The sequence below is a fragment of the Myroides sp. WP-1 genome (genome assembly GCF_014145635.1).
Lineage (GTDB): Bacteria > Bacteroidota > Bacteroidia > Flavobacteriales > Flavobacteriaceae > Flavobacterium.
Genome location: NZ_JACHTC010000005.1, coordinates 225,928 through 252,090, shown reverse-complemented (window position 1 = coordinate 252,090; position 26,163 = coordinate 225,928). Strand labels below are relative to the sequence as shown.

Sequence of the window (26,163 nt, the reverse complement as noted above, 5' to 3'; positions counted from 1 at the left end):
TAATTATGCGTATTGATAAATACTTGTGGTGTGTACGGTATTACAAAACCAGAAACATAGCAACAGAAGCGTGTAAAAAAGGACATATTACAGTAAATGGGCAAACCGTAAAACCTTCACGCGAAGTTTTTCCTACGGATAAAATCACGCTGAGAAAAGATCAAATTGTCTATAGATTAACGGTGTTGGATGTACCTCAAAATAGGGTAGGAGCAAAGCTAGTGGACATTTATCGCAAAGATGAAACACCAGCCGAAGCTTTTGAACATTTAGATTTATTGCGTCAGACGAAGGAGTATTATCGCGCAAAAGGAACGGGAAGGCCAACGAAAAAAGATCGAAGAGATATTGACGGATACCTTGATAATGATGAGTATGACGAAGATATTGAATAAAAACTATTGGGAGGATCGATACACTAAACAAGAGGACACTTGGAATGCAAAAGCCATTACAACACCTTTGAAAGAATATATTGATCAGCTCACTACGTTGAATGCTCAAATTCTCGTCCCAGGTCTTGGACATGGACATGAATTGTTGTATTTACACCGCCGAGGATTTTGCCATAGCATCGGATTGGATTTTACGGCTGTTGCCTTTGAAGAAACAGCAAAAGAACAAGAGGATTTTCCTGTAGATCATGTCGTTGTTGGAGATTTCTTTGAGCATAAAGGAACTTATGATTTGATTCTGGAACAAACGTTTTTTTGTTCTCTTCCTATTGAAAAAAGAAAAGCTTATGTAGAGCAAATGCACGCGTTATTACAGCCCCATGGAAAACTAGTAGGCGTATTATTCGATACTGTTTTTGCACAAGATGCACCGCCTTTTGGAGGGAATGAACAAGAATACAGGCAGCTGTTTGAACCGTATTTTACTATTGAGGTGATGGAACGAGCCTATAATTCAATCAAACCAAGGCAAAATAGAGAATTGTTTATTATACTAAAGAAGAAGATATGACTAAAAAAATCATTTTAAATAAAGAACAAATTGGGTTTAAAACCAAACGCATTGCGTATCAGATTTATGAAACATTTTCTGAAGAGCAAGAAATTGTGATTGCAGGTGTTGCTAATAGTGGTTTTACGTTTGCACAAAAAATAGCTAAAGTATTGAGTGAAATTGCTGAGATTGAGGTGAAGTTATGTGAGGTTCAAATTGACAAGGCTAATCCAATCAATCCGATTCGCACTTCACTAACACCAGATGAATACACAGGGAAAGCTATTATTTTGGTGGATGATGTATTGAATTCTGGAGCTACCCTCATTTACGGGGTAAAACATTTTTTAAATGTCCCTGTTAAGAAAATGAAGACGGCAGTCTTAATTGATAGAAACCACAAGACCTATCCCATTAAAGCGGATTATAAAGGGTTGTCTTTATCTACTTCACTGTTAGAACACATTCAGGTTGTTTTTACTGAAGAGGATGAATACGCCTATTTGAGCTAGTAGTTAAGCACAGTTCGAATGTCATGTACAACTTGATTGATCGATTTATCATCTACGGTAACAATGTGTTTAGCTTGATAGTAAAAATAGCTGCGATCAAAGAGGTGTTTGGCAATAAAAGTTTCAAGAGTATCTTCTGTGTTGATTTGCAACATCGGACGATGCTCTTTTTCTTTTTCTAATCGTTCAGTAAGTGTGGAGATAGATGCTTTGAGATAGAAGGATTGTACTTGTTCTAACTGGAGAACCAAATGGTTGTTTGCATAACAAGGGGTACCTCCACCAAGGCTGATAATAGACTTTTCTTCTTTGTTGATCAGTTGATGTAAAAGTTGATGTTCGAGTTTTCTAAAAAACACTTCACCTTTGGTAGAAAAAATAGTGCTGATTTTTTGTTGTTGCTGTTTTTCGATTTCAAGATCAAGATCATAGCATGGAAGATGAAGTTCTTGCGCCAATTGTTGAGCAATTGTCGATTTTCCAGCACCCATATAACCTAAAATAATAATTTTTTCCATAAAATAAGGGGTTGTAAAATAGTGAGTTATGCAAAAATACCCTGTTTTTCAGGGATGTTGTTGACAAAAATAAAACAAAAACATGATGTTTTTTAAAAAAAACATTCTATATTTGCACCCGCAATCAGGAATTGATTAGACTCGATAGCTCAGTTGGTAGAGCACAACACTTTTAATGTTGGGGTCCTGGGTTCGAGCCCCAGTCGGGTCACAAATTCTAATAAAATACAATTCTAAGATTGCAATGACTCGATAGCTCAGTTGGTAGAGCACAACACTTTTAATGTTGGGGTCCTGGGTTCGAGCCCCAGTCGGGTCACAAAAACTTTTTATAAAATACATCGCAATTCAATGAATTGTAATGACTCGATAGCTCAGTTGGTAGAGCACAACACTTTTAATGTTGGGGTCCTGGGTTCGAGCCCCAGTCGGGTCACTATTTTATAAAAAAAAGACATACAATTTATAATTGATTAGACTCGATAGCTCAGTTGGTAGAGCACAACACTTTTAATGTTGGGGTCCTGGGTTCGAGCCCCAGTCGGGTCACTTTCTTTTATATATAAAATGCACATACAAGTTACATTAGTAACGACTCGATAGCTCAGTTGGTAGAGCACAACACTTTTAATGTTGGGGTCCTGGGTTCGAGCCCCAGTCGGGTCACAAAAGCTATTCCTAATCGAATGGCTTTTTTTAATTCTTTGCGTATTTCTTCTTCTATAGAAATAAAAAAAGAATTATATTTATCCATTCACGGCCGGGTGGAGGAATTGGTAGACTCGCCATCTTGAGGGGGTGGTGTCGCAAGACGTATGGGTTCGAGTCCCATTTCGGTCACAAAAAAGCGCAAATAACAAGTTGTTGTTTGCGCTTTTTTTAGTTATCGGTTATGAGTTATCACGGTTTGCTTATCGTGAATGTAGCTCTTATTATCGCTTTTTATCCTCTTCACGAAAAAAATCCCTTGCTAATTATCGTGTTTTATTATAGAAACCCTAGTTTAATTTTTCCATGTGTGAAGAGGTTGTTTGTTAATGTAATTTTAAAAATCTTGCATGAAGTTATTTATTGGTGTTTGGGCGTGAAACATCTTTGTGTTTAATGTGATTGCTGTAACCTGTATTCTAATATGTTATACTATAGACTGGCTTAATACTAGCGACAACAAATATTCTAATGGAATTGTTAAGTTTAAATCTTTTTTTTTAGAGCACGAAAAAAAAAGATCTACAAAAATCACCTATATGACGAAGGATTTGAAAGAAGTGAATTGATGTCTGAAAACAAACGAGGTTAACAAATAGTGTAGTTTAACTGTATGTATAATTAATTTTAGATTGTTAATTTTAGTTAAATAACAATAATCCAATCCGTTAAGTATGAAAAAAATTTTATTAGTAGGCTTCGCCTTGGTGCTTTTTTCTTGTTCGAAAGAAGATGGTTTCGTGGGAAATTATCAATCAGAAAAAGAAGGTAAAACAGTAGATAATACTATAGTGTATAATTCTCCTTATAATCATAATACAGGTTATTTAGAAGAGGATAGTATTACCTATATGTTTTCAAATACAACCGATTTAAATATAAAGATTGTGCCATATTTTGGTTATGCTTATAATATTAATTATGGTTATAATCCTTTTGGTTTATTTGTTCCAGCAAGTGGAATAGATGTTAATCCTTTTGATGTAGTTTCTCATACCTCATCTGTTTCTGTTTATCATCCAGGAGTTAGTTCGTTGGGACCCCATATATTTTATTTTGCGAATACACCATATTTCGGCGGTTTAGTTGATACATCTGAAATAGCAAAAAGAGGGAAATTGTATTTCATAGAAGTATATACTGGAAATGGGCTTATGGGCCAAGTTAAAATACCTATACAGCATGATTTTGATAGCACTTCAGGACTTAGTTATCCATGGGCAACAATGGGAATGAATGATAGTTTTTTTGGACATGAATTAATCTATAATAAGGAATCTAGAGAAATTTGTTCTACAATAAGGAGTACTGATTCAGTTAAAGATTATTTGAAATTTGTTGATGGAGGACGAAACTATATGGTTTCTGCATACATGAATACGTCTTCTATTGTATTTAAAGTATTTGAAATTTAGTAACTAGTTTGTTAATGAATTTTTAAAGTAAAAAAGCCTTTCATTTATAATGATAGGCTTTTTTATAAAAACAAATTATTGACAAATATTGGTTTTATTGCTAGATAGATATTCTCTACGCTAATGAAAAACAAATAGCAATAAGAAACATTATACTTTCGATTTTCTCAATTCATTGTTTCGGTTCTAATTTTAGATACTTGTTTTTTCCAAATGTTATGTAATAAATCGCAAGGAAAGGACTTGTGCCTTTCAAGTTGAAAAACAACATTTCGTCTTGACCTATAGTTATGGGAAGATGGTTGGATCTACACCAGTCAATTTTTGCTGTAAGCGTATGTTGACCTGGTTGGATTTCAAATTCTTTTGTTTCTCCATCTTTTATCGTTCCAATTTTTTCTTCACCTAGATAAAGTGCTATTTTTCGAGCTTTGTTAGAAAATTCTGCACTGCGTTTAATGGTGATTTTTGACATGGTTTTTAGTTGTTAGTAGATGTTATGATTAGAGAGAAGATACGCTTTTAAATTTGGGAATATCAACGTTTATCTTAATTTACTTTCTATGAATTTAGCAAACAAATCGACAATCGGATGATGTACTTCCATGATATCTTCCTTTGAAAATTGCGCTAAGGGAAACCATTGTAACGCCTTGATGTCATCTTTGGGTTGAATATTACTTGTTGAGAAAGGAATTTCTAAAACATACAGATGCGTAATAATCTTGTCTTTGTGGTTGCGGTAGCGCGGATCGTCTATTTTAATGGAGCCTGTATATACGATCTCTTCTGGAGTAGCTGAGATATTCGTTTCTTCGAATAACTCTCTTACAGCTGCTGTTTCATAGCTAAAATCATCAGCGTCTACAAATCCGCCAACGAAACGCCATTTTGGTTCGTGTTCTTTTTTGCCTAAAAGAAGGGAATAGGTTTGGTCTGGGTTGATTCGAATTACAGCAATATCTACAGTAGGTATTGCGTTAGGGTAAACTTTTTCTTGCATTTTTTTGTTGTTAGGGGATTACAAAAAAAGGCTGAATTAGTATTCAGCCTATATATTATTTTAAAAAAGAAATGATTTTTTCTAAAGCCATTCCTCTTGAGCCTTTGATTAAAACGGTCTTATTGGCTAAAAATTCTTCAATTGTTGGATATTGTGCAAAGAAATCGGCAAGTGTATCGTAGAATACACTTGTTGTTGACGTAGCTGAAGCTTTGACTTTACCAAATTCTCTTCCTAGGAAGAAGGCTTGGTCGTGTTGTGTTTCTTCTACTTGTTTCACGATGTTGAGGTGTTCTTTTTCACTAGCTGTACCTAATTCAAACATATCGCCTAAAATGTAAATTTTAGGGGTAGTAGCAGCTAATTGATTAAAATTAGCAACGGAAAGTTCCATACTTGAAGGATTGGCATTGTAAGCGTCTAGCAAGATTGTATAGGGAGCTTGTTTGATCCATTGGGAGCGATTGTTCGTCGGTATGTAATTTTGAATCGCCTGATTTGCTTCTGCCAGACTCACACCAAAATACTGTCCAATTGCTACTGCAGCTGCCATGTTTATTGCGTTGTATTGTCCTGTTAAATGAGAGGTAATACGTTGGTCTCCAACTTGTATTGTTGCTAATTCGGTATTCTCTATAATTTCTATTGTTGCGTTAGCTTCTGTTTCTTTTGAACCAAAAGTAAATCTAGAAAAGGTCATGGTTTTTGCGTCTTGTCTTGGGTCATCAGCGTTGACAAATGCCATTTTGTGATTGTCTTCTAGGTAGTCATATAGTTCACTTTTGCCTTTTATCACTCCTTCAAATCCGCCAAACCCCTCGAGGTGAGCTTTGCCAAAATTGGTGATATACCCATAATCAGGTTGTGCAATGGTGCATAAAAAAGCGATTTCGTTGAGGTGGTTGGCTCCCATTTCTACGATACCGATATCTGTTTCATCGTCAAATTGAAGTAAGGTTAACGGAACTCCAATGTGATTGTTGTAGTTTCCTTGCGTAGCTTTGACGTTGTATTTTTGACTTAAAACGGATTTGATTAACTCTTTCGTTGTTGTTTTGCCATTACTACCAGTTAAGGCAATGATGGGAAGTCCTAGTTGCTGTCTGTGGTAATTCGCTAATTGTTGCAGTGCAAGAAGGGCATTGGGTACAAGAAACATCTTGTCGCGATCTGTAACGAGTTTAGGATTATCCATAATCACATAACGTGCACCTTTGTTCAAGGCTTCTTGAGCAAATTCATTTGCGTCAAAATTATCACCTTTTAAGGCGAAGAAAAGACTGTCAGGTGTAATATTTCTCGTATCGATTGATATGCCGTTAGCTTCTAAGAAACAGCTGTATAATTCTTGTATATTCATAAATCAAAAGTAAAAAAAAAGTCCTAATTAAAATTAGGACTTTTAAAAGAAATATAACGTTATATTCTATTAGTTTTTCGTTTTGCGGATTACTTGTTTTTGACCTACTTTAGTCATTGCCAAACGGAATCCGATATAGTCTGTTGCTTGATCTTCTGGATAGAATCTTCTTGTAGCTGGATCTAACCAGTACGCTCTGTCTTTCCAAGAACCACCTTTAATTACACGACTTTTATCGTTGTAAATATTAGCAACTTTGTTGTTTTTTTTGTTTCTAGCTGAAGTTTCAACCATTTCTTCTGCATTTTCTCCTAACGCCGTATTTGTGTCAGCATCATAAGATACTTGAGCTACTTGTCCAGGTAAATTGCGAAGTCTCAAACGTCCATTAGATAAAGTGTCAAATTGTACGGTTTGGTCTGTTACAATTTGTGGTTTTCCGTCAGGACCAATTTGATTTTTGTAATAGATGTTTCCTTTAAAGAAGTTAAAATCTGTATCGATTTGATCAATTTGAGGATCGTATACGTCAGCAACCCATTCTGCAACGTTACCAGCCATGTCATATAAACCGAAATCGTTTGGAGCATATGATTTTACTGCATTAGTAATGTCAGCATTATCTGTAGCCCAACCTGCAATTCCTCCATAATCTCCACGACCTTGTTTGAAGTTTGCATACTGAGATTTTAACGTATTGTTACGTCCTTTTGTTCCTTTTTTCGTAGGATTTTCCCAAGGATATGTTTTTCTACCTTGATAGTTGTTGTATTCTCTTGTTCCTGCCATTCCAATAGCTGCATATTCCCATTCTGCCTCAGTTGGTAGACGGTATTCAGCTGTGAAAAGACCATAATTCATTGTAGCATAAAGATTCTTTTCGCCATCTTTCGCTTTATTTTTTACTCCACGGAATACGATATCGCTATTTCCACCGTAAACAGCTTCTGGATTTGCCAAATAAGTTTCTGTACTAAAATGTGCGTCAGCATACGCTTCCATAATTTTAGCATCTTTTTTAAGATATCCAGCTCTTTCTAATGTCAATTCGTTTACACGGTCTGTTCTCCATTTCGCGTAATCATTAGCTTGTAGCCATGTTACTCCAACTACAGGGTAGTTAGCGTAAGCAGGATGTCTTAAGTAGCTAGAAATAAGTGTCTCATTGAAACCAGAGCCACTTCTCCAAACTGTTGTGTCAGGTAATGCACTTTTGTAAATTTCAGCATACACTTGATTTGTTGGAGGGAAAACACTTTTCAACCAGTATAAGTATTCGTTATACGCGATGTTAGTTGTTTCGGCTTCATCTAAATAAAAAGATTGGACATACTGTTGTTTAGGATTGTTATTCCAATCAGCCATGATGTCATCTTGTACTCTTCCCATTGTAAAAGCACCCCCTTCAATGGATACCATACCCTTAGGATTCTGCTGTTCAAAATTCGTGTTGTACTGAAAGCCTCCTTTTTTATCATTTATTTTCCAACCAGTAGCAGAAGAAACTCCATTATTTGTGTTACTGCAACTCGTTAAACCAACTGTAGCTAGTAGGCCAGCAACCAGTTGTAAAGTCATAAGTCTATTAATCTTCATGTTAAAAACGGGTAAATAATTTGACGCAATATAAGAATTAACGATTAATTAGCAATATGCTTGCTGTGAATATTTTAAAAAAAACTTAATTTTTGTGTTTCAAAATGATTATCATTACCTAAATAACGCTTTTTTTTGAAGCGTATTGTATATGGAAAAAATAATTATTTTTGCCTAGGAACAAATCTTCCTCATGCAAATATATATGAAATTAATTATTAATACACTACTGATTCTTACTTGCTTTACTCTTTTTTCCCAATCTAAACGATTCGAGTTTCAATGGGATAATAAATTAGTAGAACAAGCACTGTTCTCTTCAGATTTTGACGTGACCAAAATAGATAAAAATTTAACATTTGAAAATGTTAATAATAAGTTAATTTACTCCGTTCAAGAAGAAAATATTCCAATTGGTTTTATTAATAATGTACTGATTGAACACGTTTCTTACGAAGATTTAGACGGCAATTTACTCTCAAATGATCAGAAAAAAAGATATGAAGGGGAGGTAAAGATTCACGTAAAAACAGCTTATAGTGCTAATCAACCGCAAACTTTTGTTTATTTCTCACCTATTATATATGAAAATGGTCGATTAAAACGCGTGAAAAGTTTGTCATATCGCATGGATAATCGCCAAACGACGGGAACAATTAAGTCGCATTCTTTCACTAATGGACGAAATACAACAACTCAATCGGTTTTAAAACAAGGAAATTGGTTCAAATTTGGGATTCAAAAAACAGGAATTTACAAATTAGATCGAAACTTTCTTACTCAATTAGGGGTTCCTCAATCGGTAGATCCACGTACAATTCAGATTTATGGAACAGGTGGACAGATGCTTCCCCTTGTAAATCAGGCTGATTATCCTGTGGATCTGCAAGAAAATAGTATATATGTACAGGGAGAAGAAAAAGGAAGATTAGAGGCAGATGATTATATTCTGTTCTATGCAGTAGGGGTAGATCAATGGAATGATGATAGCTTAACGTATTTAAATGTATATGCTGAAGAAGCGACGTACTTTTTAACATATGGCCAACAGCAAGGATTGCGAATTTCAAATTTTGTTCAACCTTCTGGAAGAGAAATAGAAATTCTAACGGAATTTGACGGTCGTGTTTTTCATGAGCAAGATTTAGTAAATATTGGAAAGTTAGGTAGAAAATGGTTTGGAGAAGAATTCGGATTGGTCAATCAAAAGAGTTTTACCCTTGAGTTGTTACATCTAAAAACTAGTTTACCCGTAACTTTTGGAGTGAATACAGCTTCAAGTTCTTACGGAAACACTTCTTTTTCTTTTACAATTAATAATAAGCATGTAGGTGGAGTTTCTTTTTTTCCGATTCGAAGTGCTACAACCAAAGGCTATGAGAGTTTTTTAGAACAAGTAGAATATCTGAGTTCTCCATTTGCAGAAGTGCAATTGACCTATCAAAATGGAGGAGTACCCAACTCTACGGGATATTTGGATTATATTGAATTTCTCTATACGGGATCTTTGCAAGGTGGAAATAAACAATATCGCTTTTCTAACGCAAGGACCAAAACAATAGATGGCGTTGTTCGTTGGGATTTTACTGGTACTTCTCAAGTGAATCGCATTTGGGATGTTACTGATGTAACGGCAATCCGCGCAATTTCAGTAGGCAATCAATCTCAGTTTAGCTTTAAATCACAAGGGGGGACCACTCAATATTATCAGGTTGAGGTGCCATCAGATTATTACACCCCAAAGATGGTGAGTAATAGCCGAGTGCGCAATCAGGATTTGAAAGGGATAGTCCATGCGCAAGCTGTCGTAGATTATCTTATTCTTACTAGTGAAGCTCTAGTACCAGCAGCACAGCAACTCGCACAATTTCACCGTCAAAACAGTAAACTAAATCCTTTGGTTGTATCAGTAGAACAGCTGTATAATGAGTTCTCTTCTGGCCAACAAGACGGAGCAGCAATTCGAAATTTTGTTCGATATGTTTCTGAAAATATGCAACAAAAAGGGAAAGAGTTGCGCTATGTCAATATCATGGGAACAGGTTCTTACGACTATAAACAACGCGTGGATCAAAATGCAAATATCGTTCCGTTACACTATGGAATGAGTAAAAATAAAAAAGCGCAAAATAGCAATTCTAATTTTTCGATGTACACGACTTTTATGTCTGACGATTATTATGGTTTATTAGACGAAGGAGAAGGAGATATGTACAATTTAGTTTTTGGTATTGATGTAACGATAGGGCGTATGTTGGTAAAGAACATAGAAGAAGCCAATCAAGCGGTACAAAAAATAAAGGCGTATTATGGTGATGAATCTAAAGGAAGATGGAAAAATAATATTGTTGCCATGGCAGATGATGTGGATAAAGCCTCAGATTATGTCTTACAGGTTGAAACGGATACGATTGTTAATCGGATTACAGCTAGAAACCCATTTTTTAATGCGAAGAAAATTTATTTAGATTCGTATGTACAAGAGACAGCAGCAGGAGGAAATCGATACCCACAAGCGAGAATAGATTTTTTAGAAGCTATAGATAAAGGAGCTTTATTCGTTAATTATTTAGGACATGGTGGAGAAGATGGACTATCACAAGAACGCGTATTTACTATTGAAGATGCTAAGAAATTGAGTAACGAAAATAAGTATCCTGTTTTTTCTATTATTACGTGTGAGTTTAGCCGATTTGACGATCCCAATTATACGAGCGGAGGTGAAGTACTCTATTTAAATAATAAAGGTGGTGCAATTGCTTTAATTGGAACAACTCGTGAAATAGGTATTGAGATAGGACGACTTTTAAATCGAACGTTTACCGATTTGTTTTTTGAGCACCCTACAACTTATTCAATAGCTGATGCACTTCGACACACGAAAAACAATTATACTAATAGAGATAAAAATGTGGTTTCTTTTATTGGAGATCCTGCTTTAAAAATTGCACTCCCTCAATTAAAGGTAATATTGGCTAAAGTGAATGATGAAGAGGTCAGCCAAACGCAACAAGAACCAGTAAAAGCGCTAGACTACGTTCAGATGAAAGGCGAGATACAAGATGAGCAAAACAACCTGGTACAGGCGTTTAATGGTAATTTGGCAGTTGAAATATTTGATAAATATTTAGATAAAAAGACGCTGGGAAATGATAATATAACAAGTAATGAAGGACTGATGATCATGGATTTTCAAACTTTGGGAGAGGTCGTTTTTAGAGGAAATGCAAGTGTTAAAAATGGAACATTCTCCTTTGATTTTATCATGCCTAAAGATATTCGATTAAATGAAGGTAAAGGGAAAGTGAGTTTTTACTCTTCTAATAAAGAAATAGAATATACTGGGAGCAATGGGGATTTAGTGATTGGCGGATTAAATGAGAATGCACCTAAGGATACAACTCCTCCATTAGCCCGACTTTATATGGATAGCGAATCTTTTGTGTCGGGAGGATTGACAAACAATAATCCAATCTTTCTTGCGTTTGTAGAAGACGAGAGTGGAATTAATACGGCAAGCGGTATTGGGCATGATATTGCGATAACGATTGACGATAAAGAGGATCAGGTAGTTATACTCAATGATTATTACGAAACTGAAGTGGATAATTTTAGAAAGGGAAAGGTTACCTATCAATTAAAAGATGTAGAACCTGGATTACATACAATCCAATTTAAGGTTTGGGATGTGTATAATAATTTATCTACGACCGAATTGCAATTTTTAGTTCAGCAAGATGAGGTGTTAAAGATTGAACATGTTCTCAATTATCCTAATCCCTTCGTTAATTATACAGAGTTTTGGTTTACACATAACCGACCGCTTGAACCCTTAGATGTTCAGGTTCAAATTATGACAATCGCGGGTCGAATTGTAAAGACAATCAACCAACAGGTTGTAACAGAGAGCAATTTGTGCCGAGACATCCAATGGGATGGGCGCGATGATTTTGGTGATAGAATAGGTAAAGGGGTTTATATTTATCGCATGACAGTGCGTTCTACCCAGACAGGAAAAAAAGTCGAAAAAATAGAAAAATTAGTTATACTTTAGGAAACAATTATATTTGTATAATTTTATAAACACAACTGGATGAAAAATATTACAGCATTAGTTTTATCTATACTTGGTGGATCTGCCTTGTATGCGCAGACCGATATGCATCCGATTACAACAGGAGTTCCTTTTCTTACAATTGCAGCTGATGCGAGATCAGCGGGTATGGGAGACATGGGAGTAGCTACCACAACAGATGTTTTTTCACAACAACATAACGCTTCAAAATACGCTTTTGCAAAGAAAGATCAAGGTGTAGCTTTAAGTTATACACCGTATATGTCTAAGATATCAAGTGATATGTCACTTGCTCAGTTAAACTACTACAATAAGTATAATGAAAGAAGTGCCTTTGGTATTGGCTTTCGTTATTTTGGTATGGGAGAGGTAACCTACAGACAAGATTTTAATAGTATTGGATCAACGTACAAACCTAGTGAATTTGCTATTGATGCTTCTTATGCTTTGAAGTTAAGTGAGCGATTCGGTATGGCAGTTACGGGGCGTTTTATCAATTCAAACTTAAAATTACCCGATACTGGAGATGGAGATAACGGAAGTGCAAGCACATTTGCAGTTGATATCTCGGGATTCTATCAGTCTGAACGTCTTTCGTTTACTGATTTCGATGGCCGTTGGAGATTCGGTTTTAACTTTCAAAATTTAGGTCCAAAAATTAGCTATAGCGATAGACCTAATGGTGACTTCTTACCTGCGAATTTAAAATTAGGAGGTGGTTTTGATTTTATTTTAGACGATTACAATACGTTGACCATTACAACTGAGTTTAATAAATTACTTGTACCAACTCCGCCAAAGAATATTACAGATCCAGAAGAGATGCGTAAATACAATGACATCGGATGGTTCAAAGGTGTATTTAAATCTTTCGGTGATGCCCCTGGAGGAATGAGCGAAGAAATGAAAGAAATCGCTTGGTCATTTGGAGCAGAGTACTGGTATGACAATGTATTCGCTTTCCGTGCGGGTTATTTCAATGAGAATAAAAACAAAGGAGCTAGACAGTATGCTACTTTGGGAGCTGGATTCAAATACAGCGCTATTACAGTAGATTTATCCTACTTGTTCTCTACATCTAAAATTAATAATCCACTAGAAAATACCTTGCGTTTTTCATTGAGTCTTGACTTAGGAAGAAAGACTTATCACAAAGGATAAACAGAAAAGTATTATATTTGTACACAAATCCAAACCGTTGAATCTAAAAACGAGTTTGGATTTTTTATCTCTAATTGTTTGAGTTATGAAGAAAGTAGAAGTTGTAACGACCTTTATTGAATACGAATCAATGTCGGCTTTGGATGCACAAGATCAAGTGTTGATGACACAAGCGGTTGAAATAAGAAAAAACGCCTATGCCCCTTATTCTCAATTTCGCGTGGGAGCTGCCTTGTTGTTAGAAGATGGAACAATTGTTTTAGGTTCTAATCAAGAAAATGCCGCGTTTCCTTCTGGATTATGCGCAGAGCGTACTGCAATTTTTCAAGCAGGTGCATTACACCCAGGAAAGCGAATTCTCAAAATTGCTATTTCTGCAGCCTCTGATCTAAAGTTGACTAATCACCCGATTCCACCTTGTGGAGCTTGCAGACAAAGTATCCTTGAATATGAAGTTAAACAAGCACAACCTATCGAGATGTTTTTCATGGGAGCAGAAGGAGTTGTATGTTATTCTCCCTCTTTAATTAACATGTTACCCTTTCATTTTGATGCTAAATCAATGTGATAAAAGCGAGATTAGAAGCACAAGTACTGAGTAAATGAATACAAAAAAGAGCTTATTTACTTCGTTGATTTATAGTTAATTGCTTGTAGAAAAAAAAACGAGTGTTAACCTTGAAATTATATCAAATAAATTATTAATTTTGATATGAAATGGCGATGAAACTAAAACTTCGCTTATAGGTCCTTAAAAAAGTTGAACACGGACCTTTTGAATTTATAAAATGGACACATACCCCCAGATCATCACAATATTAGCTAGCGTTAATATTGTTCCCGAAGAAATTTCAATTGGTAAGTTATTGCTTACGTTATTCTTAGTATTCCTAAATGGATTTTTCGTTGCGGCGGAATTCGCAATTGTAAAAGTTAGAACTTCTCAGATAGAAGTACATCAGGAGTTAAATTCTAAAGTAGCCGGTGTTGCGAAAAATATTGTAACAAATTTAGACGCTTATTTAGCGGCAACACAATTAGGTATTACTTTAGCTTCACTAGGATTAGGTTGGGTTGGAGAAAGTTCATTGACTCCTGTTATCATGAAAGTTTTTGAATTGTTTGGGATGACAGGTCCAGAATGGTATTCTATCGCAAAAAGTGTATCATTCCCCTTGGCATTTGCCATCATTACAATTTTGCATATTGTATTTGGAGAATTAGCTCCTAAATCGATAGCCATCCATTTCCCTACAAAAACAACATTCTCTATTGCTTTGCCTTTGCGCGTGTTTTATTTTGTTTTCAAACCAATTATTTGGTTGATGAATGGATTAGCAAATGGTATTTTGCGTATGTTTGGAATTACTCCAATACACGGTGCAGATATACATACTGAAGAAGAATTAAAAATGATTATTACCGAAAGTCAAGCTGGTGGAGCAATTGAAGAGACAGAACGCATGTTGATTCAAAATGTTTTCGAATTTGACGATAGACGCGTAAATAATATTCAAACGCTGCGTAAAAACGTTTCTGCAATAGAAATAAATACAAGCGTAAAAGAAGCAATTGATTATGCAATTACGGAAGGATATTCTCGATTTCCTGTTTACGATGATTCATTAGACGATATCAAAGGGGTAATTTATACCAAAGATTTGATGAAAGCGATGATCAAAGAAAAAGAAGATGTTTCTTTAGCTTCTTTAATGCGTGAACCGATTTATATCTCAGAAAATGCCTTGATTAAGAATGTTCTGAAACAGTTTCAGGCGAAACACTTACAGATGGCAATTGCAACGAACGAAGTAGGAGAGTTCACGGGAATCATTACCATGGAAGATATCTTAGAAGAATTAGTAGGTGAGATTCAGGATGAATACGACAACGAAGAACCAATTGTTGTTCCGATTGGAGATGGAGTTTACATGGTAGATGCTCACTCAAATATCTCTGATATCAATAGATGGTTGCCTTTTAAATTCGAAGAAAGTGAACATTATGATACACTTGCAGGACTGATCAGTGAAGTTTGTCCTGATGAAGAATTAAAAGAAGGCGATTTAATCGAATTAGACCACTATACTGGAGAAGTGATGAATATGTATCGAAACTCTGTAGAAAAGGTTAAACTAACACTTAAAGAAGAGCATTTGGAAGATATAGCACAAAGCTAATCGACAAAAGAATATACAACACAAAAAAAGGCAGTCTTAGGGCTGCCTTTTTTTGTCCGTTATTTTTTCGTTTTTTTGTACAGTGCTTTTTCGTTTAAATGCGAATAGGAGAAAACTTAAACAAAAAATCAAGAAAGGGATTTTTAATAACAAATTCAAATAAAAATGAGATATCAAGCCTTATATCAGATGATTGATGTACAAACCTATTGTAGGCTACGTGTAGAATCAGGGTTATCTTCTAAAGCAGTCGAAGCTGCAGCGATCGGGTTGCGTAATTCTCTTTGTTGTGTGGCTATTGTTGATACTGAAAAGAACAAGGAAGTAGTGGGAATGGGACGATTAGTAGGGGATGGAGCTTGCCATTGCCAAATAGTAGATATTTGTGTCTTACCTGAGCACCAAAAGCGAGGATTGGGTAAGCTGATCATGAGTAAATTGGATGATTTTATTCAAGCGAATATTCCAACGTCATGCTATATCAATCTAATTGCTGACGGAGAGGCTTATCGCTTGTATGAGCAATACGGATTTAAAGAAGTTTGGCCCGCTTCAAGAGGAATGGGATACACTAAAAAACAGTAAAAAAGGAGCGAAGTAAATTCGCTCCTTTTATGTTATAATTCGATAATATCGAAATCTTGTTCTAAAGGTTGTAACTGATTAAACAGTTTGTGTAATAATTCATCTCCTGCTTCTTGATAAAATTGAGCAAAATTGAAATAGCGCTCTTGTAAACTATTTTTAGGAAAGAGCTCTAGTTGAATAGCCATAATACGGTCTAACATGGCTTTGTTTTTTTTCTTTTCTGCCTTTAGTAAGCGCTTCTCTAAATGATCAAGTCCTTTGATTTGCTTTTTTTCTTGCGCATTAACAGCTCCAATAAAGGAAGCATCGGTTTGTTTGGCAATATTTCTTAATGCATCAAACTGTTCTTGTAATACTTGTCGTTGTGTCTTAAAGTCAAAGGAAACATCCGAAAATTCGATGGATTTGCGGTGAAGTAATTCCTCAGCAGAAGTAAACATATCTTGCCAAGAAAGTTGCAGTTTATCCATTTTTTTTACTTGTTTTTCAGTGGCAAGTAGAACGGAATTTCGCAATAATAACATGGGAAAATCTACTTGATGTAAATCGAAAACGGATTTTAACTGCAGCCAATAGGCTAGTTCTCCCCCTCCACCAATATAGCATAGATTAGGTAAAATCGTCTCCTGATACAACGGACGTAGGATCACATTTGGACTAAAATTTTCAGGATGATTTTCTAGTTCAGACAGGATTTCTTCTCGTGTAAAGGAAATAGAGGTATTGTTTATTCTATAACAATTATCTTCCCAAATAATTCGCTCGCGCAGTTTATCTTGGATGTAGAATAAGTTGATATCTCTTGGCGTTACTTGAATAAAATAGCGCTGTAAAATATTGTAGGATTTTTCTACTTCTTGAATGGCATTTTGCTCTAGTAATTCTTGTTGCATCGATGGCGCAAATACTTTCTTCAATTGCGGGTGATCTCCATCCACAATGACTAAGCCATGTGATTCAAACAAAGCATTTGCTAAATATCTCGTTGCATCGGCTAAATTATCGTGTTTCAAATAACTCGTTTCAAAGAGTTCTTTGAGTTTCTTGGCGTTTATTCCCGCATTGAGTTGCCCTTTGAATACGTCAAAAACTTGCTCTAACCCTGCAGTACTCAATCGACCAACAGGGCCTGTACTTTCTTTGTCCCAACAGATTTTCTTATCCTGAAAGTAGAAGTGATTGATTTCTTCAAAATCATGATCCTCCGTAGCCATCCAATATACCGGTACAAAATTGTATTCGGGATAGTGTTGTTTTAACGTAACAGTTAGATTGATAGTCGAAACAATTTTATAAAGAAAATACAGCGGACCTGTAAATAAATTGAGTTGATGTCCTGTTGTAATTGTAAAGGTATGATCGTCTTGCAGTAACGCAATATTTTGTTGTGTTGCAGCCGAAGGTTGAATGATCTTATACTGGTCTACCAAGGCATCGTGTAAGATGCGACGCTTTTCTTTGGAAAAATGTTGTTTTTTGGCTTGTAACTGAGGTTTGAAATTTTCCAAAGTAGGAAAAAGATTATATAGCGGTTTTAAATCTTCCTTTTGGTTGAGGTAATCAACCATTAATTTAGAGAAATAACCGGAATTTTGAAATGTAATAGTAGGTATAGTCATAAGACACTAGGTCAATTATAAAGTTTGTTTTAAAAAAAAAGTTTTACTAAGATGATAGTAAAACTTTTTAAGTATAGTAAAAATACGGTTTTATTTCAAATATTAATATATTAATTCGATCCAACCTGTATAAACTCCGGTAAGCCCTTCAAAGTAATACCAATACGTTCCACTTGGTAATTTTTTACTACCATTGGATTGACCTTGCCATTCATTGGTATAGCCACCTGTTTTTTTGTATACTTCAATGCCATATCGGTTGTAAATCTTCAAGTTAATTACACCATATGGTGTTAAATCCCATGCGTCATTGATTTGATCTCCGTTAGGTGAAATTCCCTTCGGAATAAAACAACCTTCTGTTGTGATAGTAAAACTGTCCTCAAAAGAACAGTTGTTTAGCTCTGGTGCATCATATGGTTTCATCGCGTGGATGTAAATCGTTTTTGGGCCATAGAAAGTACTTTCAGGTGTATTTGCTTCGAGTGTTTTTCCTTGACCATTCGCTTCTAAATAATAGGTATAACCCTCAGGTAATTCTGGTAGTTTATAAGGTTCACATTCAGTGTTGAGCTGATCGTCTATTTTAAATCGCGGAATGGCATGCAAACGGATTTCAGATAAAAGTGAACAAGTATTTTGATCTGTTATTTTAACTGAGAGATATTGTTCTTCGTGGTAAGCTACGAGATAGTTGGCAGGATCGTCTATGGAATTTGTTCCATTTACTGCATCTAGAGTTGATCTAAAAAACTCGACGTTGTATTTGGTTAGATCTTTATTACCTATTAATGATTGAATGGTTTGTGTTAAGTCATAGCGTAGTCCTGTTTCTGTTTCTGTAGCACAAAATTCTGAGTACGTAAAGGAGGTAGTCTTTAAATCAATTTCATTGACAATTAGTTGTAACGGAATGTCTACAGGACATTTTTCGTTAATAGTCATTCGTATAGTAATCGTTTGAGATATAGAGTTATAGGCTTGAGGGGTACTGATTAATTTAAGGGTGTCCGTATCAGGTTCAAGATAAGAAAACTCAATTGTACCAATATTATTTTTATTTAATTCATCTTCAAATTTGGTTAAGTCGAAAGTAGCAGCCTTTTTGTTGTTTTTAATTTCTTCATAGCACAATTCATATTTTAACGGCTCTATAGGTTTTTTAGGAGTTTCATTTATGACTAGGTTAATTAAAAGGGATTTAAGATAGTTGCCGTTTGATCTTTTAAAGCGAGCGTAAATTTTCTTGGGACTTTCTTCTATATTTACCGTATAAGGAGAGGGTAGTGTAGCAGTGGCATTTGGATTCTTTGCTTCGGCCTCAGTTTGAAAGAAGTCTATGATAAACGATTGATCAGTATTATTAATATCTCTTTTAATTTTGTTTAAATCGAAAATTTCTTTACCATCGTAGTTTATGTCACATTGTTCATATGTTTTTTCTGTAAAGTCACAGTTAAGTATTGCATTTGCATCTCCATCAAAAGAGATCGTAAACCCTGCATCTGTATCAGACCAACGATTGACGGCAATTAAAATTCCATCACCAGGTTGTACATCGTAATATCTTACAAAGCCTGGTACTGTAGCTGTTGTTCCAGCAGCTATAGTTGCCCCAGGAATTTCACATAACATTGTTTCTGTCATGGATAAACCAATGTCGTACTGACCCGCATTGACACCATCGTTTTGAGATCCTCGATCGGCAGGGCCTAAGTTGTCAAGATTAGGGTTTTTCCAAGAAGCAAAGTCGTAATCAACAGCTGCATTAGGACTAATTCTAAAGGTAAAAGTGGAACCTGATTCTATTTCGACATAATATAAAACAAGCGAACTAGACAAAGGATTAAAAGGGCCACAAGAGGTTCTTAAGTCTGTATAATTAGAGTTTGAAGGAGTTTCTCCGGGCATATTTTCATTTGAACATAAGTTTGTTATATCTTCAGGATTTATTCTTTGAGAATATATTAAATTAGAGCAAATTAATAATATTAGTAGATAAAATTTTCTCATATGAATTTTATTTTAAGTGACATGATAGTAAATATAACTTAATTTTAACTTAAAATTAGCGTTTGAGTTAGATTTTTTTAAAATATTATTTATACTGAAAAATTGTAGGTAATTTTGTTTATCAAATTTTGAACCGTGCAAACGACAATTACTTTAATTACTCCGCCCTTTACCCAGTTGAATACACCTTATCCTGCAACTGCTTACATCAAGGGTTTTTTGAATACGCTAAATATCTCCAGTTACCACAGTGATTTGGGGATTGAAGTTATTATACGCTTGTTTAGCAAAAAGGGACTAACGCGCTTGTTTGACCATATTCATGCGGTTGTAGAAGAAGTGAATGGCAATACTCATCGAATGTTGGCTTTAGAAACGGAGTATATCGCAACTATTGATGCTGTAATTAAGTTTTTGCAAGGGAAGAATCCCACTTTTGCTCATACCATTATCAAAGAAGATTTTTTGCCAAGGGCATCTCGATTTGATCAGCTGGAAGAGTTAGAATGGGCTTTTGGTTCTATGGGAATCCAAGATCAAGCCAAGCATTTAGCAACGCTGTACTTAGAGGATATTGCCGATTTAATTGTCGATACAATTGATCCTCATTTTGGATTTAGTCGTTATGCAGAGCGATTGGGGCGATCGGCTCATACGTTTGATGAATTGTATGAATCATTGCACCAACCTTTGACGTTTATAGATGAATTAACTATCGAACTTTTAGCTCCGATTATAGCGCATTCAAATCCTAAGATTGTAGGGTTTTCCGTACCGTTTCCAGGAAATTTATACAGTGCTTTTCGCTGTGCGCAATGGATTAGGAAAAACCATCCAGAGATAAAGATTACTATGGGAGGTGGATATCCCAACACTGAATTACGTTCTTTAAGTGATGCGAGAGTTTTTGAATTTTTCGATTTTATTACGTTAGATGACGGAGAAGCACCTCTAGAAAATTTAATTCTCCATGTGGAAGGAAAAATCAGCCAAGCAGAGCTAAAGCGAACGTTTGTGTGTGCAAATGGTGAAGTAGTTTATATCAATAATCCATTAAAGCGCGATTATAAGCAAGCGGAGGTAGGAACACCAGATTATACAGATCTTAAACTCAATGATTATATTTCTGTAATAGAGGTAGTCAATCCGATGCATCGCATGTGGAGTGATGGACGTTGGAATAAATTAACCATGGCACACGGTTGTTATTGGGGAAAATGTACTTTTTGTGATATCAGCTTAGATTATATTAAGGTATATGAGCCTGTTGCGGCTAAATTAATTGTTGATCGAATGGAAACTTTAGTGGAGCAAACAGGTGAAACAGGATTCCATTTTGTTGATGAAGCGGCCCCACCAGCATTAATGCGTGAGGTGGCACTTGAAATTATCCGACGAAAACTTACGGTGTCTTGGTGGACGAATATTCGCTTTGAGAAAAGTTTTACTCGTGATTTGTGCTTGTTGTTAAAAGCATCTGGATGTATTGCTGTATCGGGAGGATTAGAAGTAGCCTCTGATCGTTTACTCAAACTGATTGAAAAGGGGGTTACCGTAGAACAAGTTGCCCGTGTTAATCGAAATTTTACAGAAGCAGGTATCTTAGTGCATGCGTATTTGATGTATGGTTTTCCGACACAAACTGCTCAAGAAACGATTGATAGCTTAGAGATGGTTCGTCAGTTGTTTGAAGCGGGTATTATGCAATCTGGTTTTTGGCATCAATTTGCTATGACAGCCCACTCTCCTGTGGGAATGAATCCAGAGGAGTATAAAGTTATTGCACAGAAACAAGAAACAAGTGCTTTTGCTAATAACGATGTACCACATGTTGAAATGAATGGCGCTATTCACGATAAATTTTCTTTCGGATTAAAAAAATCTTTGTTCAATTTCATGCATGGAATGTGTTTGGATTGGCCACTGAATGAATGGTTCGATTTTAAAGTTCCGCGTACCTCTATTCGCCCAGATTATATAGCGTCTTGTTTAGAAAGTGAATTGTTGCCAACGTATAGGGGCAATCAAAAGATTATCTGGTTGGGTACATACCCATACAAAGAATATTTTGAGAAAAAGAAAAAAGGAAATGTTTTTAAAATGGTTAACTTGATTTTTTATACCAAGAATGATACCATTACAATAAGCTTGGATCGAGAAGAAGGAGATTGGTTTACCACTTTTATTGAAGAGTTAAAAGGAAGTACAACGCAAACTAAAACGTATCAAGAGATGAAAACGAGTTTTGAAGCGACTTGCCCTACTGACTTTGAATTGTTTTGGTACTCAAAGCCAGTACAGCAATTGCGAGAAATGGCTTTACTTGTGGTGTAAGTAAATTATAGTTTTTAAAATTATTTCTTTTCGAATTGATATAAGCGAATTTCTGTATAAATGATCACTAAAATGGAACCTCCAGCAACAAAAATCATTTCTGTTGGTTTATAATACGTACGAGGGAAGATAGCAAAGTAGAATAACAAATTACTAACAAGTGTAAGAATACCTAAACTGAGCATCAATCGACCACTTAGTTTTTGAGAGAAATCCCAATTTTCTTGATTTTTCATACTTCGTGGTGTACGGTAACCTACTGGACCAATATTTTTACAATGTGGCATCAGTAAACCTATAATTATGTAAATAGCAGGTAAAAGTAAGTAATAGAAAAAGGTGTTATCTGACATAAAGAATTAGTTAGTGGTTCGTATAAAAGTTGCAATTGTTGATGCAAGTTGAGGGTGTAAAGGGAAGAAAGGATCTCCATAGCTCTTCATGTTATCTTCGTCTTTCTCTAGTTGCTTCAACACGTGATTCATGTTTTTTAGGGTAATGCGTTTGGCGTTTGGATTCGCTTTACTCAACAAATCTCCTTGTTGTAGCGAAACTTGTAAATCTTTATCTCCATCAATAATTAAGACCGGTTGTTTTGTTTTTTGAATTTCCACACAAGGGTCATACTGCATCCAAGAAATTAAGTAAGGTTGAACACTTGGACGATACAACGACATCAACATCGGTAAAACATCATCTACTAGTTGTCCTTTTTTTAAAGAAGCATTGATTTGTGTTACCTTATCACCCAAAGCAGGTAGTTGCTTGACTATTTGTTCATATATAATTTGATCTGCTGCTAATCCAGGACCTTGTAAAGCAATGTATTGGGCTACTTTGTTTGATTTATTAGCTAAGATATTGGCAACTAATGCCCCTTCACTATGACCGACTAACGTGATCTTAGGATAGGTGGTAGAAAAGTGATCGACAATTAAAGCTAAATCATTCACACCGTCTTCAAATCGTCCCTCTTCTTCTTTTATGGGAATATTCAATTTTAATTGGGTAATAAATCGCTTGTCATAAGTAAAAACGTCAAGGCCTTGTACAACCAAAGCATGTGCTAGCAATTTATATGAATCGCCTTTTAATCCTGCAAAACTGTTTCCATTTCGATTCGTCGGACCAGAACCAGGAACAATAATAACAAGGTTGTCGCTTTGAGTGGAGGAGGTGTATAAATCTCCAAGTAATTGTGAATCAATTGCAATCTCTTTTGTTTGAGAAGATTGAGCAAAACCTAGTACAGCGCATAATAAGGTTAATATATAGATAAAGAAGTGTAATAATGCTTTCATATTAATATAGGTTGGTTAAAGAAGGAATACATAATTCAACAAGAAAAACTAAAAGAACAAACACGATGAGATGTGTTTTTTTCTTTAGATGAGTAGCCGTTTTAAATCCTTGATATAAATAACGACCGAAGAGGATGCACAGTACAACAACCAATGCCGCCAAAGTAATATGCAAAAACATCGATAGAAAATCAACCCACATCTTTTGATCCTCCTTAACTTGTTCTTCTAGGTTGGCTAGAAGATCCATGGCATAATCAAGCGGAATGATCAATAAAGGAGATAACGCTATTTTTGCAATGAGTACGGTATTGAAAATATCAATTAATCGCGTTTTCGCATTGATGTAATAGCCCAGTATAAAGAGAGACAAAGTCAAAGCAAAAGTGCTAATTCCAAAATCGGCAATAGATTGCAACAAAGTTGGAGGTACAGTTACACTCTTTACTTGTAAGGAAGAAAATAGACGAAGATTTCTTGTCAGTTGTAGTAAACAACCAAGAAAAGCCATACTTAGCCCAATAAGTAGTAGCCGTTTTTCTTGTGCATATACAAAAGGTTGTAGTATGAGTTTTTTCATTTTCAAACAGTTAGTATAAGTATACAAGCAGTTTAGATGCCATTTCAGCTAATATAACCACTACAATAAGTAAAACATGGTGAGAGGCTTGTTTGGAATTGGTTGCATTTTTGTAGCCTCCATAAAGTAAGAATCCCATGAAAACCAATGCAATTAAAGCAACTAATCCGCCTAGTGCAAGTACAACAATATTGAATACAGGTAGCTCACTTAGCGCTGCTGGATTGTTTATATTATCGATTAGAAATTCTGATGTTTCTTGATTGATGTTTCCAATGTTCGTTAATGGAGCAAAGTAGAGCGGAATTCTACAAATAAGCGCCACATTTAGAATATCGATAAAACGCGCTTTAGTCGGTAAAAAACGCGAAAGTAGAAATAGTAATATTGCTAAGCAAAGCGTATTGATGCCATTGTCGATAAAAGGCTGATACCACTTGATGGCATTGGTGAAGTGCACATCCAATACACCATCAAATCGAGCGTTGGTAAAATAAGCCCCAATAGAGGCCACTAAAAGAATTAAGATACCAAGGCCAAAGAGTCGTTTTTCTTGAATAGTTTCGAATGGTCGGATAAAAACATTTTTCATAAAAGTTGTTGTTGTGTTGTTAGGTGTGAGAGTATTGGGTTATAGATTTTGTAACTTTTTAATGTGTTCAATCATATCGTCTAATTTGTTTCGAACGGTCGGATAACTGATATTCATCTGTTGAGCCATTTGTTTTAAACTTCCACTGTACAGAAAAAACTGCAAGATGAAATCTTGTTCCTCCTGTGTTAATTGAGAAAGTAAAGGCAAATTAAATTGTCCTCCTACCGTCGTCTCACAATTTTCACATGCAAGCTGTGTAACGTGTAATTTGTTCGTACAACTCGGACAATGAGTGGGTAATTTATGTTTTGTTTTCAAACTGTTTAATTTTGTTTAAGTCAAATTTAATAAAATTTATTTTAAAATCAATATTTTTTATTGGAAAGAAGAAAGAAGAAAGAAGACGGTGAGGTGGTGAAATCGAAACGCAGTGAAAATCGAAACGCAGTGTAGATTCATCGAACACAAAAAACAATATAAACTCAGTGAGATATATTCATCGAACACCAAAACAAATATAAACTAGGTGAGATAGGTGAGATAGGTGAGATAGGTGTTGAGATGTTGAGGTGTTGAGGTGGTAAGGTGGTAAGGTGTTGAGGTGGTAAGGTGTTGAGATGGTGAAATCGAAACGCAGTGAAAATCGAAACTCAGTGAGATATATTCATCGAACACCGAAACAAATATAAACTCAGTGAGATATATTCATCGAACACAAAAACCAATATAAACTCAGTGAGATATATTCATCGAACACCAAAACAAATATAAACTAGGTGAGATAGGTGTTGAGATGGTGAGATGAGCAAACCTCACAAAGCACAAACTATTTTTTTAAGGGGAGTTTTCAACAAACAACAAACAACAAACAACAACCCCCAAACAACAAACAACAAATACCCCCCTCTCATAAAAAAAAGGTATGAATTACAAGTAATCCATACCTTTTTTACATAAGTAAAATAATATTATTTATAAAAAACCTCTTTCTTGCCTAATATAGTAGTAGTGATTTAAAGCAAAGTAAATGTTTTTCTGGCTGTTGTAATCGTTAGCACAAGAAAGAGGAAGAAATAATAATAATTGAAATTATTTTTGAATATAGTTTTGATTGATTCTCTGATTTACTTTCTCCAATACAGACTCTGTGTGTACAATTGTATAAAGTACACAAAAGATATTCGCTGTGATCATGATCGCTTGCTGTGTTTGGATTGCATACTCAAACTGAGTTAGGGTATAATTTAAACAGATTAGGAATGAGCTTGCAGCCAACAACGAAGAACTACTCGTTCTTTGTGCTACACGCCAATGCTTATCGTCTTTGATTGCATTGTGACTTCTATATCCGATAATATGTACTTGTTTAGTATGAAAAAGTAAATTTAGCAAGCCTATTATACCCAATAGGACAGGGAATAAATATAGAATAGTCATGTGTCTTAGTTTTTGTGTTGTTTGGTATTTGCTAAAATAAACAAAAAATTAACTTAAACTTAATATTTGAATTCGAAAAGTGAGAATTATTTGTTTTTTAATAATTTAAGGAATATGAGGATTTATCTCTTTTTACTTTAAGTTTAGTGTTGGTTTTATTGTTGGTATTTCAATAAAATGAAGTGTTTAGTATTAAAAATATTTTTAGCTATAGAGAAAA

Annotated in this window: 23 protein-coding genes and 6 tRNA genes; 16 read left to right on the top strand and 13 right to left on the bottom strand. The window is 35.2% G+C overall.

Annotated features, from left to right (window positions below):
• Positions 1-5: 5 nt before the first annotated feature.
• The 3 genes from H4K33_RS07600 to H4K33_RS07590 are packed head-to-tail and all read left to right on the top strand — an operon-like array spanning position 6 to position 1,460.
• Complete coding sequence (locus H4K33_RS07600; RefSeq protein WP_182647854.1) at positions 6-395, top strand: RNA-binding S4 domain-containing protein; 390 nt, start codon at positions 6-8, stop codon at positions 393-395.
• Entirely contained in the window at positions 376-966 is a 591-nt protein-coding gene (locus H4K33_RS07595) for a methyltransferase domain-containing protein (RefSeq protein ID WP_220485302.1), read from the top strand. Before H4K33_RS07600 ends, H4K33_RS07595 begins: the two co-directional genes overlap by 20 nt.
• Entirely contained in the window at positions 963-1,460 is a 498-nt protein-coding gene (locus H4K33_RS07590; protein ID WP_182647853.1) for a phosphoribosyltransferase family protein, read from the top strand. Before H4K33_RS07595 ends, H4K33_RS07590 begins: the two co-directional genes overlap by 4 nt.
• Here H4K33_RS07590 and H4K33_RS07585 read toward each other — a convergent pair.
• Entirely contained in the window at positions 1,457-1,978 is a 522-nt protein-coding gene (locus H4K33_RS07585) for a shikimate kinase (RefSeq protein ID WP_182647852.1), read from the bottom strand. The two genes, H4K33_RS07590 and H4K33_RS07585, sit on opposite strands and share 4 nt — an antisense overlap.
• 138 nt (positions 1,979-2,116) lie before the next feature.
• On the opposite strand from H4K33_RS07585, the gene H4K33_RS07580 reads away from it, so the two are divergent.
• The 7 genes from H4K33_RS07580 to H4K33_RS07550 all read left to right on the top strand — a co-directional run bounded on the left by H4K33_RS07580 (position 2,117) and on the right by H4K33_RS07550 (position 4,101).
• A tRNA-Lys gene (locus H4K33_RS07580) sits at positions 2,117-2,189 on the top strand.
• 35 nt (positions 2,190-2,224) lie between these two features.
• Positions 2,225-2,297: transfer RNA gene (locus H4K33_RS07575), tRNA-Lys, on the top strand.
• A 44-nt stretch (positions 2,298-2,341) separates the two neighbouring features.
• Positions 2,342-2,414, top strand: a tRNA-Lys gene (locus H4K33_RS07570).
• A gap of 40 nt (positions 2,415-2,454) precedes the next feature.
• Positions 2,455-2,527 (top strand) — tRNA-Lys (locus tag H4K33_RS07565).
• 44 nt (positions 2,528-2,571) lie between these two features.
• Positions 2,572-2,644 (top strand) — tRNA-Lys (locus H4K33_RS07560).
• A 92-nt stretch (positions 2,645-2,736) separates the two neighbouring features.
• Positions 2,737-2,818 (top strand) — tRNA-Leu (locus H4K33_RS07555).
• Positions 2,819-3,360: 542 nt separating this feature from the next.
• Positions 3,361-4,101: a hypothetical protein gene (locus tag H4K33_RS07550; protein ID WP_182647851.1), complete on the top strand. Its 741-nt coding sequence runs from the start codon at positions 3,361-3,363 to the stop codon at positions 4,099-4,101.
• A gap of 172 nt (positions 4,102-4,273) precedes the next feature.
• On the opposite strand, the gene H4K33_RS07545 is transcribed toward H4K33_RS07550, so the two are convergent.
• The 4 genes from H4K33_RS07545 to gldJ form a co-directional block, all read right to left on the bottom strand.
• Positions 4,274-4,576 (bottom strand): hypothetical protein, encoded by a 303-nt coding sequence (locus H4K33_RS07545; RefSeq protein ID WP_182647850.1) that lies wholly within the window; start codon positions 4,574-4,576, stop codon positions 4,274-4,276.
• 69 nt (positions 4,577-4,645) lie between these two features.
• Complete coding sequence (locus H4K33_RS07540; protein ID WP_182647849.1) at positions 4,646-5,104, bottom strand: NUDIX hydrolase; 459 nt, start codon at positions 5,102-5,104, stop codon at positions 4,646-4,648.
• 55 nt (positions 5,105-5,159) lie between these two features.
• Complete coding sequence (gene murF / locus H4K33_RS07535; RefSeq protein WP_182647848.1) at positions 5,160-6,464, bottom strand: UDP-N-acetylmuramoyl-tripeptide--D-alanyl-D-alanine ligase; 1,305 nt, start codon at positions 6,462-6,464, stop codon at positions 5,160-5,162.
• A gap of 69 nt (positions 6,465-6,533) precedes the next feature.
• Positions 6,534-8,060, bottom strand: coding sequence for a gliding motility lipoprotein GldJ (gldJ, locus tag H4K33_RS07530; RefSeq protein WP_182647847.1), 1,527 nt, complete (start codon positions 8,058-8,060; stop codon positions 6,534-6,536).
• A gap of 205 nt (positions 8,061-8,265) precedes the next feature.
• On the opposite strand from gldJ, the gene porU reads away from it, so the two are divergent.
• The 5 genes from porU to H4K33_RS07505 all read left to right on the top strand — a co-directional run bounded on the left by porU (position 8,266) and on the right by H4K33_RS07505 (position 16,061).
• Positions 8,266-12,114, top strand: a complete 3,849-nt coding sequence (gene porU / locus H4K33_RS07525) for a type IX secretion system sortase PorU (protein ID WP_255493606.1) — start codon at positions 8,266-8,268, stop codon at positions 12,112-12,114.
• A 39-nt stretch (positions 12,115-12,153) separates the two neighbouring features.
• Positions 12,154-13,296: a type IX secretion system outer membrane channel protein PorV gene (porV, locus tag H4K33_RS07520; protein WP_182647845.1), complete on the top strand. Its 1,143-nt coding sequence runs from the start codon at positions 12,154-12,156 to the stop codon at positions 13,294-13,296.
• Positions 13,297-13,381: 85 nt separating this feature from the next.
• Positions 13,382-13,864, top strand: a complete 483-nt coding sequence (locus H4K33_RS07515; RefSeq protein WP_182647844.1) for a cytidine deaminase — start codon at positions 13,382-13,384, stop codon at positions 13,862-13,864.
• A 220-nt stretch (positions 13,865-14,084) separates the two neighbouring features.
• A complete protein-coding gene (locus H4K33_RS07510; protein ID WP_182647843.1) occupies positions 14,085-15,476 on the top strand; it encodes a hemolysin family protein in 1,392 nt (463 codons plus the stop codon).
• 165 nt (positions 15,477-15,641) lie between these two features.
• The gene (locus H4K33_RS07505) at positions 15,642-16,061 is read left to right on the top strand and encodes a GNAT family N-acetyltransferase (protein ID WP_182647842.1); all 420 of its coding nucleotides are present in this window, start codon (positions 15,642-15,644) and stop codon (positions 16,059-16,061) included.
• 32 nt (positions 16,062-16,093) lie between these two features.
• On the opposite strand, the gene bshC is transcribed toward H4K33_RS07505, so the two are convergent.
• Positions 16,094-17,683, bottom strand: a complete 1,590-nt coding sequence (gene bshC / locus H4K33_RS07500) for a bacillithiol biosynthesis cysteine-adding enzyme BshC (RefSeq protein ID WP_182647841.1) — start codon at positions 17,681-17,683, stop codon at positions 16,094-16,096.
• A 102-nt stretch (positions 17,684-17,785) separates the two neighbouring features.
• Positions 17,786-19,594 carry a gliding motility-associated C-terminal domain-containing protein gene (locus H4K33_RS07495; protein WP_255493605.1) on the bottom strand — a complete coding sequence of 603 codons (1,809 nt, stop codon included), beginning with the start codon at positions 19,592-19,594 and terminating at the stop codon, positions 17,786-17,788.
• Between the two features lie 237 nt (positions 19,595-19,831).
• On the opposite strand from H4K33_RS07495, the gene H4K33_RS07490 reads away from it, so the two are divergent.
• Entirely contained in the window at positions 19,832-22,030 is a 2,199-nt protein-coding gene (locus H4K33_RS07490; protein WP_182647839.1) for a radical SAM protein, read from the top strand.
• Between the two features lie 20 nt (positions 22,031-22,050).
• Here the strand turns inward: H4K33_RS07490 and H4K33_RS07485 are convergent, their stop codons facing one another.
• The 6 genes from H4K33_RS07485 to H4K33_RS07460 all read right to left on the bottom strand — a co-directional run bounded on the left by H4K33_RS07485 (position 22,051) and on the right by H4K33_RS07460 (position 25,943).
• Positions 22,051-22,383 (bottom strand): SdpI family protein, encoded by a 333-nt coding sequence (locus tag H4K33_RS07485; protein WP_182647838.1) that lies wholly within the window; start codon positions 22,381-22,383, stop codon positions 22,051-22,053.
• Between the two features lie 6 nt (positions 22,384-22,389).
• A complete protein-coding gene (locus tag H4K33_RS07480; protein WP_182647837.1) occupies positions 22,390-23,331 on the bottom strand; it encodes an alpha/beta hydrolase in 942 nt (313 codons plus the stop codon).
• A 1-nt stretch (position 23,332) separates the two neighbouring features.
• Entirely contained in the window at positions 23,333-23,911 is a 579-nt protein-coding gene (locus tag H4K33_RS07475) for a hypothetical protein (protein WP_182647836.1), read from the bottom strand.
• A gap of 10 nt (positions 23,912-23,921) precedes the next feature.
• A complete protein-coding gene (locus H4K33_RS07470) occupies positions 23,922-24,503 on the bottom strand; it encodes a hypothetical protein (protein WP_182647835.1) in 582 nt (193 codons plus the stop codon).
• Between the two features lie 39 nt (positions 24,504-24,542).
• On the bottom strand, positions 24,543-24,824 hold the full coding sequence (locus tag H4K33_RS07465; protein WP_182647834.1) for a DUF2089 family protein: 282 nt from the start codon (positions 24,822-24,824) through the stop codon (positions 24,543-24,545).
• A gap of 771 nt (positions 24,825-25,595) precedes the next feature.
• Complete coding sequence (locus H4K33_RS07460) at positions 25,596-25,943, bottom strand: SdpI family protein (RefSeq protein WP_182647833.1); 348 nt, start codon at positions 25,941-25,943, stop codon at positions 25,596-25,598.
• Between the last annotated feature and the right edge of the window lie 220 nt (positions 25,944-26,163).

Bases quoted from the DNA above. Each gene is read 5' to 3' on its own strand.
- H4K33_RS07600 (WP_182647854.1), top strand. From the start codon at position 6: ATGCGTATTGATAAATACTTGTGGTGTGTACGGTATTACAAAACCAGA.
- H4K33_RS07595 (WP_220485302.1), top strand. From the start codon at position 376: ATGACGAAGATATTGAATAAAAACTATTGGGAGGATCGATACACTAAA.
- H4K33_RS07590 (WP_182647853.1), top strand. From the start codon at position 963: ATGACTAAAAAAATCATTTTAAATAAAGAACAAATTGGGTTTAAAACC.
- H4K33_RS07585 (WP_182647852.1), bottom strand. From the start codon at position 1,978: ATGGAAAAAATTATTATTTTAGGTTATATGGGTGCTGGAAAATCGACA.
- H4K33_RS07550 (WP_182647851.1), top strand. From the start codon at position 3,361: ATGAAAAAAATTTTATTAGTAGGCTTCGCCTTGGTGCTTTTTTCTTGT.
- H4K33_RS07545 (WP_182647850.1), bottom strand. From the start codon at position 4,576: ATGTCAAAAATCACCATTAAACGCAGTGCAGAATTTTCTAACAAAGCT.
- H4K33_RS07540 (WP_182647849.1), bottom strand. From the start codon at position 5,104: ATGCAAGAAAAAGTTTACCCTAACGCAATACCTACTGTAGATATTGCT.
- murF (WP_182647848.1), bottom strand. From the start codon at position 6,464: ATGAATATACAAGAATTATACAGCTGTTTCTTAGAAGCTAACGGCATA.
- gldJ (WP_182647847.1), bottom strand. From the start codon at position 8,060: ATGAAGATTAATAGACTTATGACTTTACAACTGGTTGCTGGCCTACTA.
- porU (WP_255493606.1), top strand. From the start codon at position 8,266: ATGAAATTAATTATTAATACACTACTGATTCTTACTTGCTTTACTCTT.
- porV (WP_182647845.1), top strand. From the start codon at position 12,154: ATGAAAAATATTACAGCATTAGTTTTATCTATACTTGGTGGATCTGCC.
- H4K33_RS07515 (WP_182647844.1), top strand. From the start codon at position 13,382: ATGAAGAAAGTAGAAGTTGTAACGACCTTTATTGAATACGAATCAATG.
- H4K33_RS07510 (WP_182647843.1), top strand. From the start codon at position 14,085: ATGGACACATACCCCCAGATCATCACAATATTAGCTAGCGTTAATATT.
- H4K33_RS07505 (WP_182647842.1), top strand. From the start codon at position 15,642: ATGAGATATCAAGCCTTATATCAGATGATTGATGTACAAACCTATTGT.
- bshC (WP_182647841.1), bottom strand. From the start codon at position 17,683: ATGACTATACCTACTATTACATTTCAAAATTCCGGTTATTTCTCTAAA.
- H4K33_RS07495 (WP_255493605.1), bottom strand. From the start codon at position 19,594: ATGCCCGGAGAAACTCCTTCAAACTCTAATTATACAGACTTAAGAACC.
- H4K33_RS07485 (WP_182647838.1), bottom strand. From the start codon at position 22,383: ATGTCAGATAACACCTTTTTCTATTACTTACTTTTACCTGCTATTTAC.
- H4K33_RS07480 (WP_182647837.1), bottom strand. From the start codon at position 23,331: ATGAAAGCATTATTACACTTCTTTATCTATATATTAACCTTATTATGC.
- H4K33_RS07475 (WP_182647836.1), bottom strand. From the start codon at position 23,911: ATGAAAAAACTCATACTACAACCTTTTGTATATGCACAAGAAAAACGG.
- H4K33_RS07470 (WP_182647835.1), bottom strand. From the start codon at position 24,503: ATGAAAAATGTTTTTATCCGACCATTCGAAACTATTCAAGAAAAACGA.
- H4K33_RS07460 (WP_182647833.1), bottom strand. From the start codon at position 25,943: ATGACTATTCTATATTTATTCCCTGTCCTATTGGGTATAATAGGCTTG.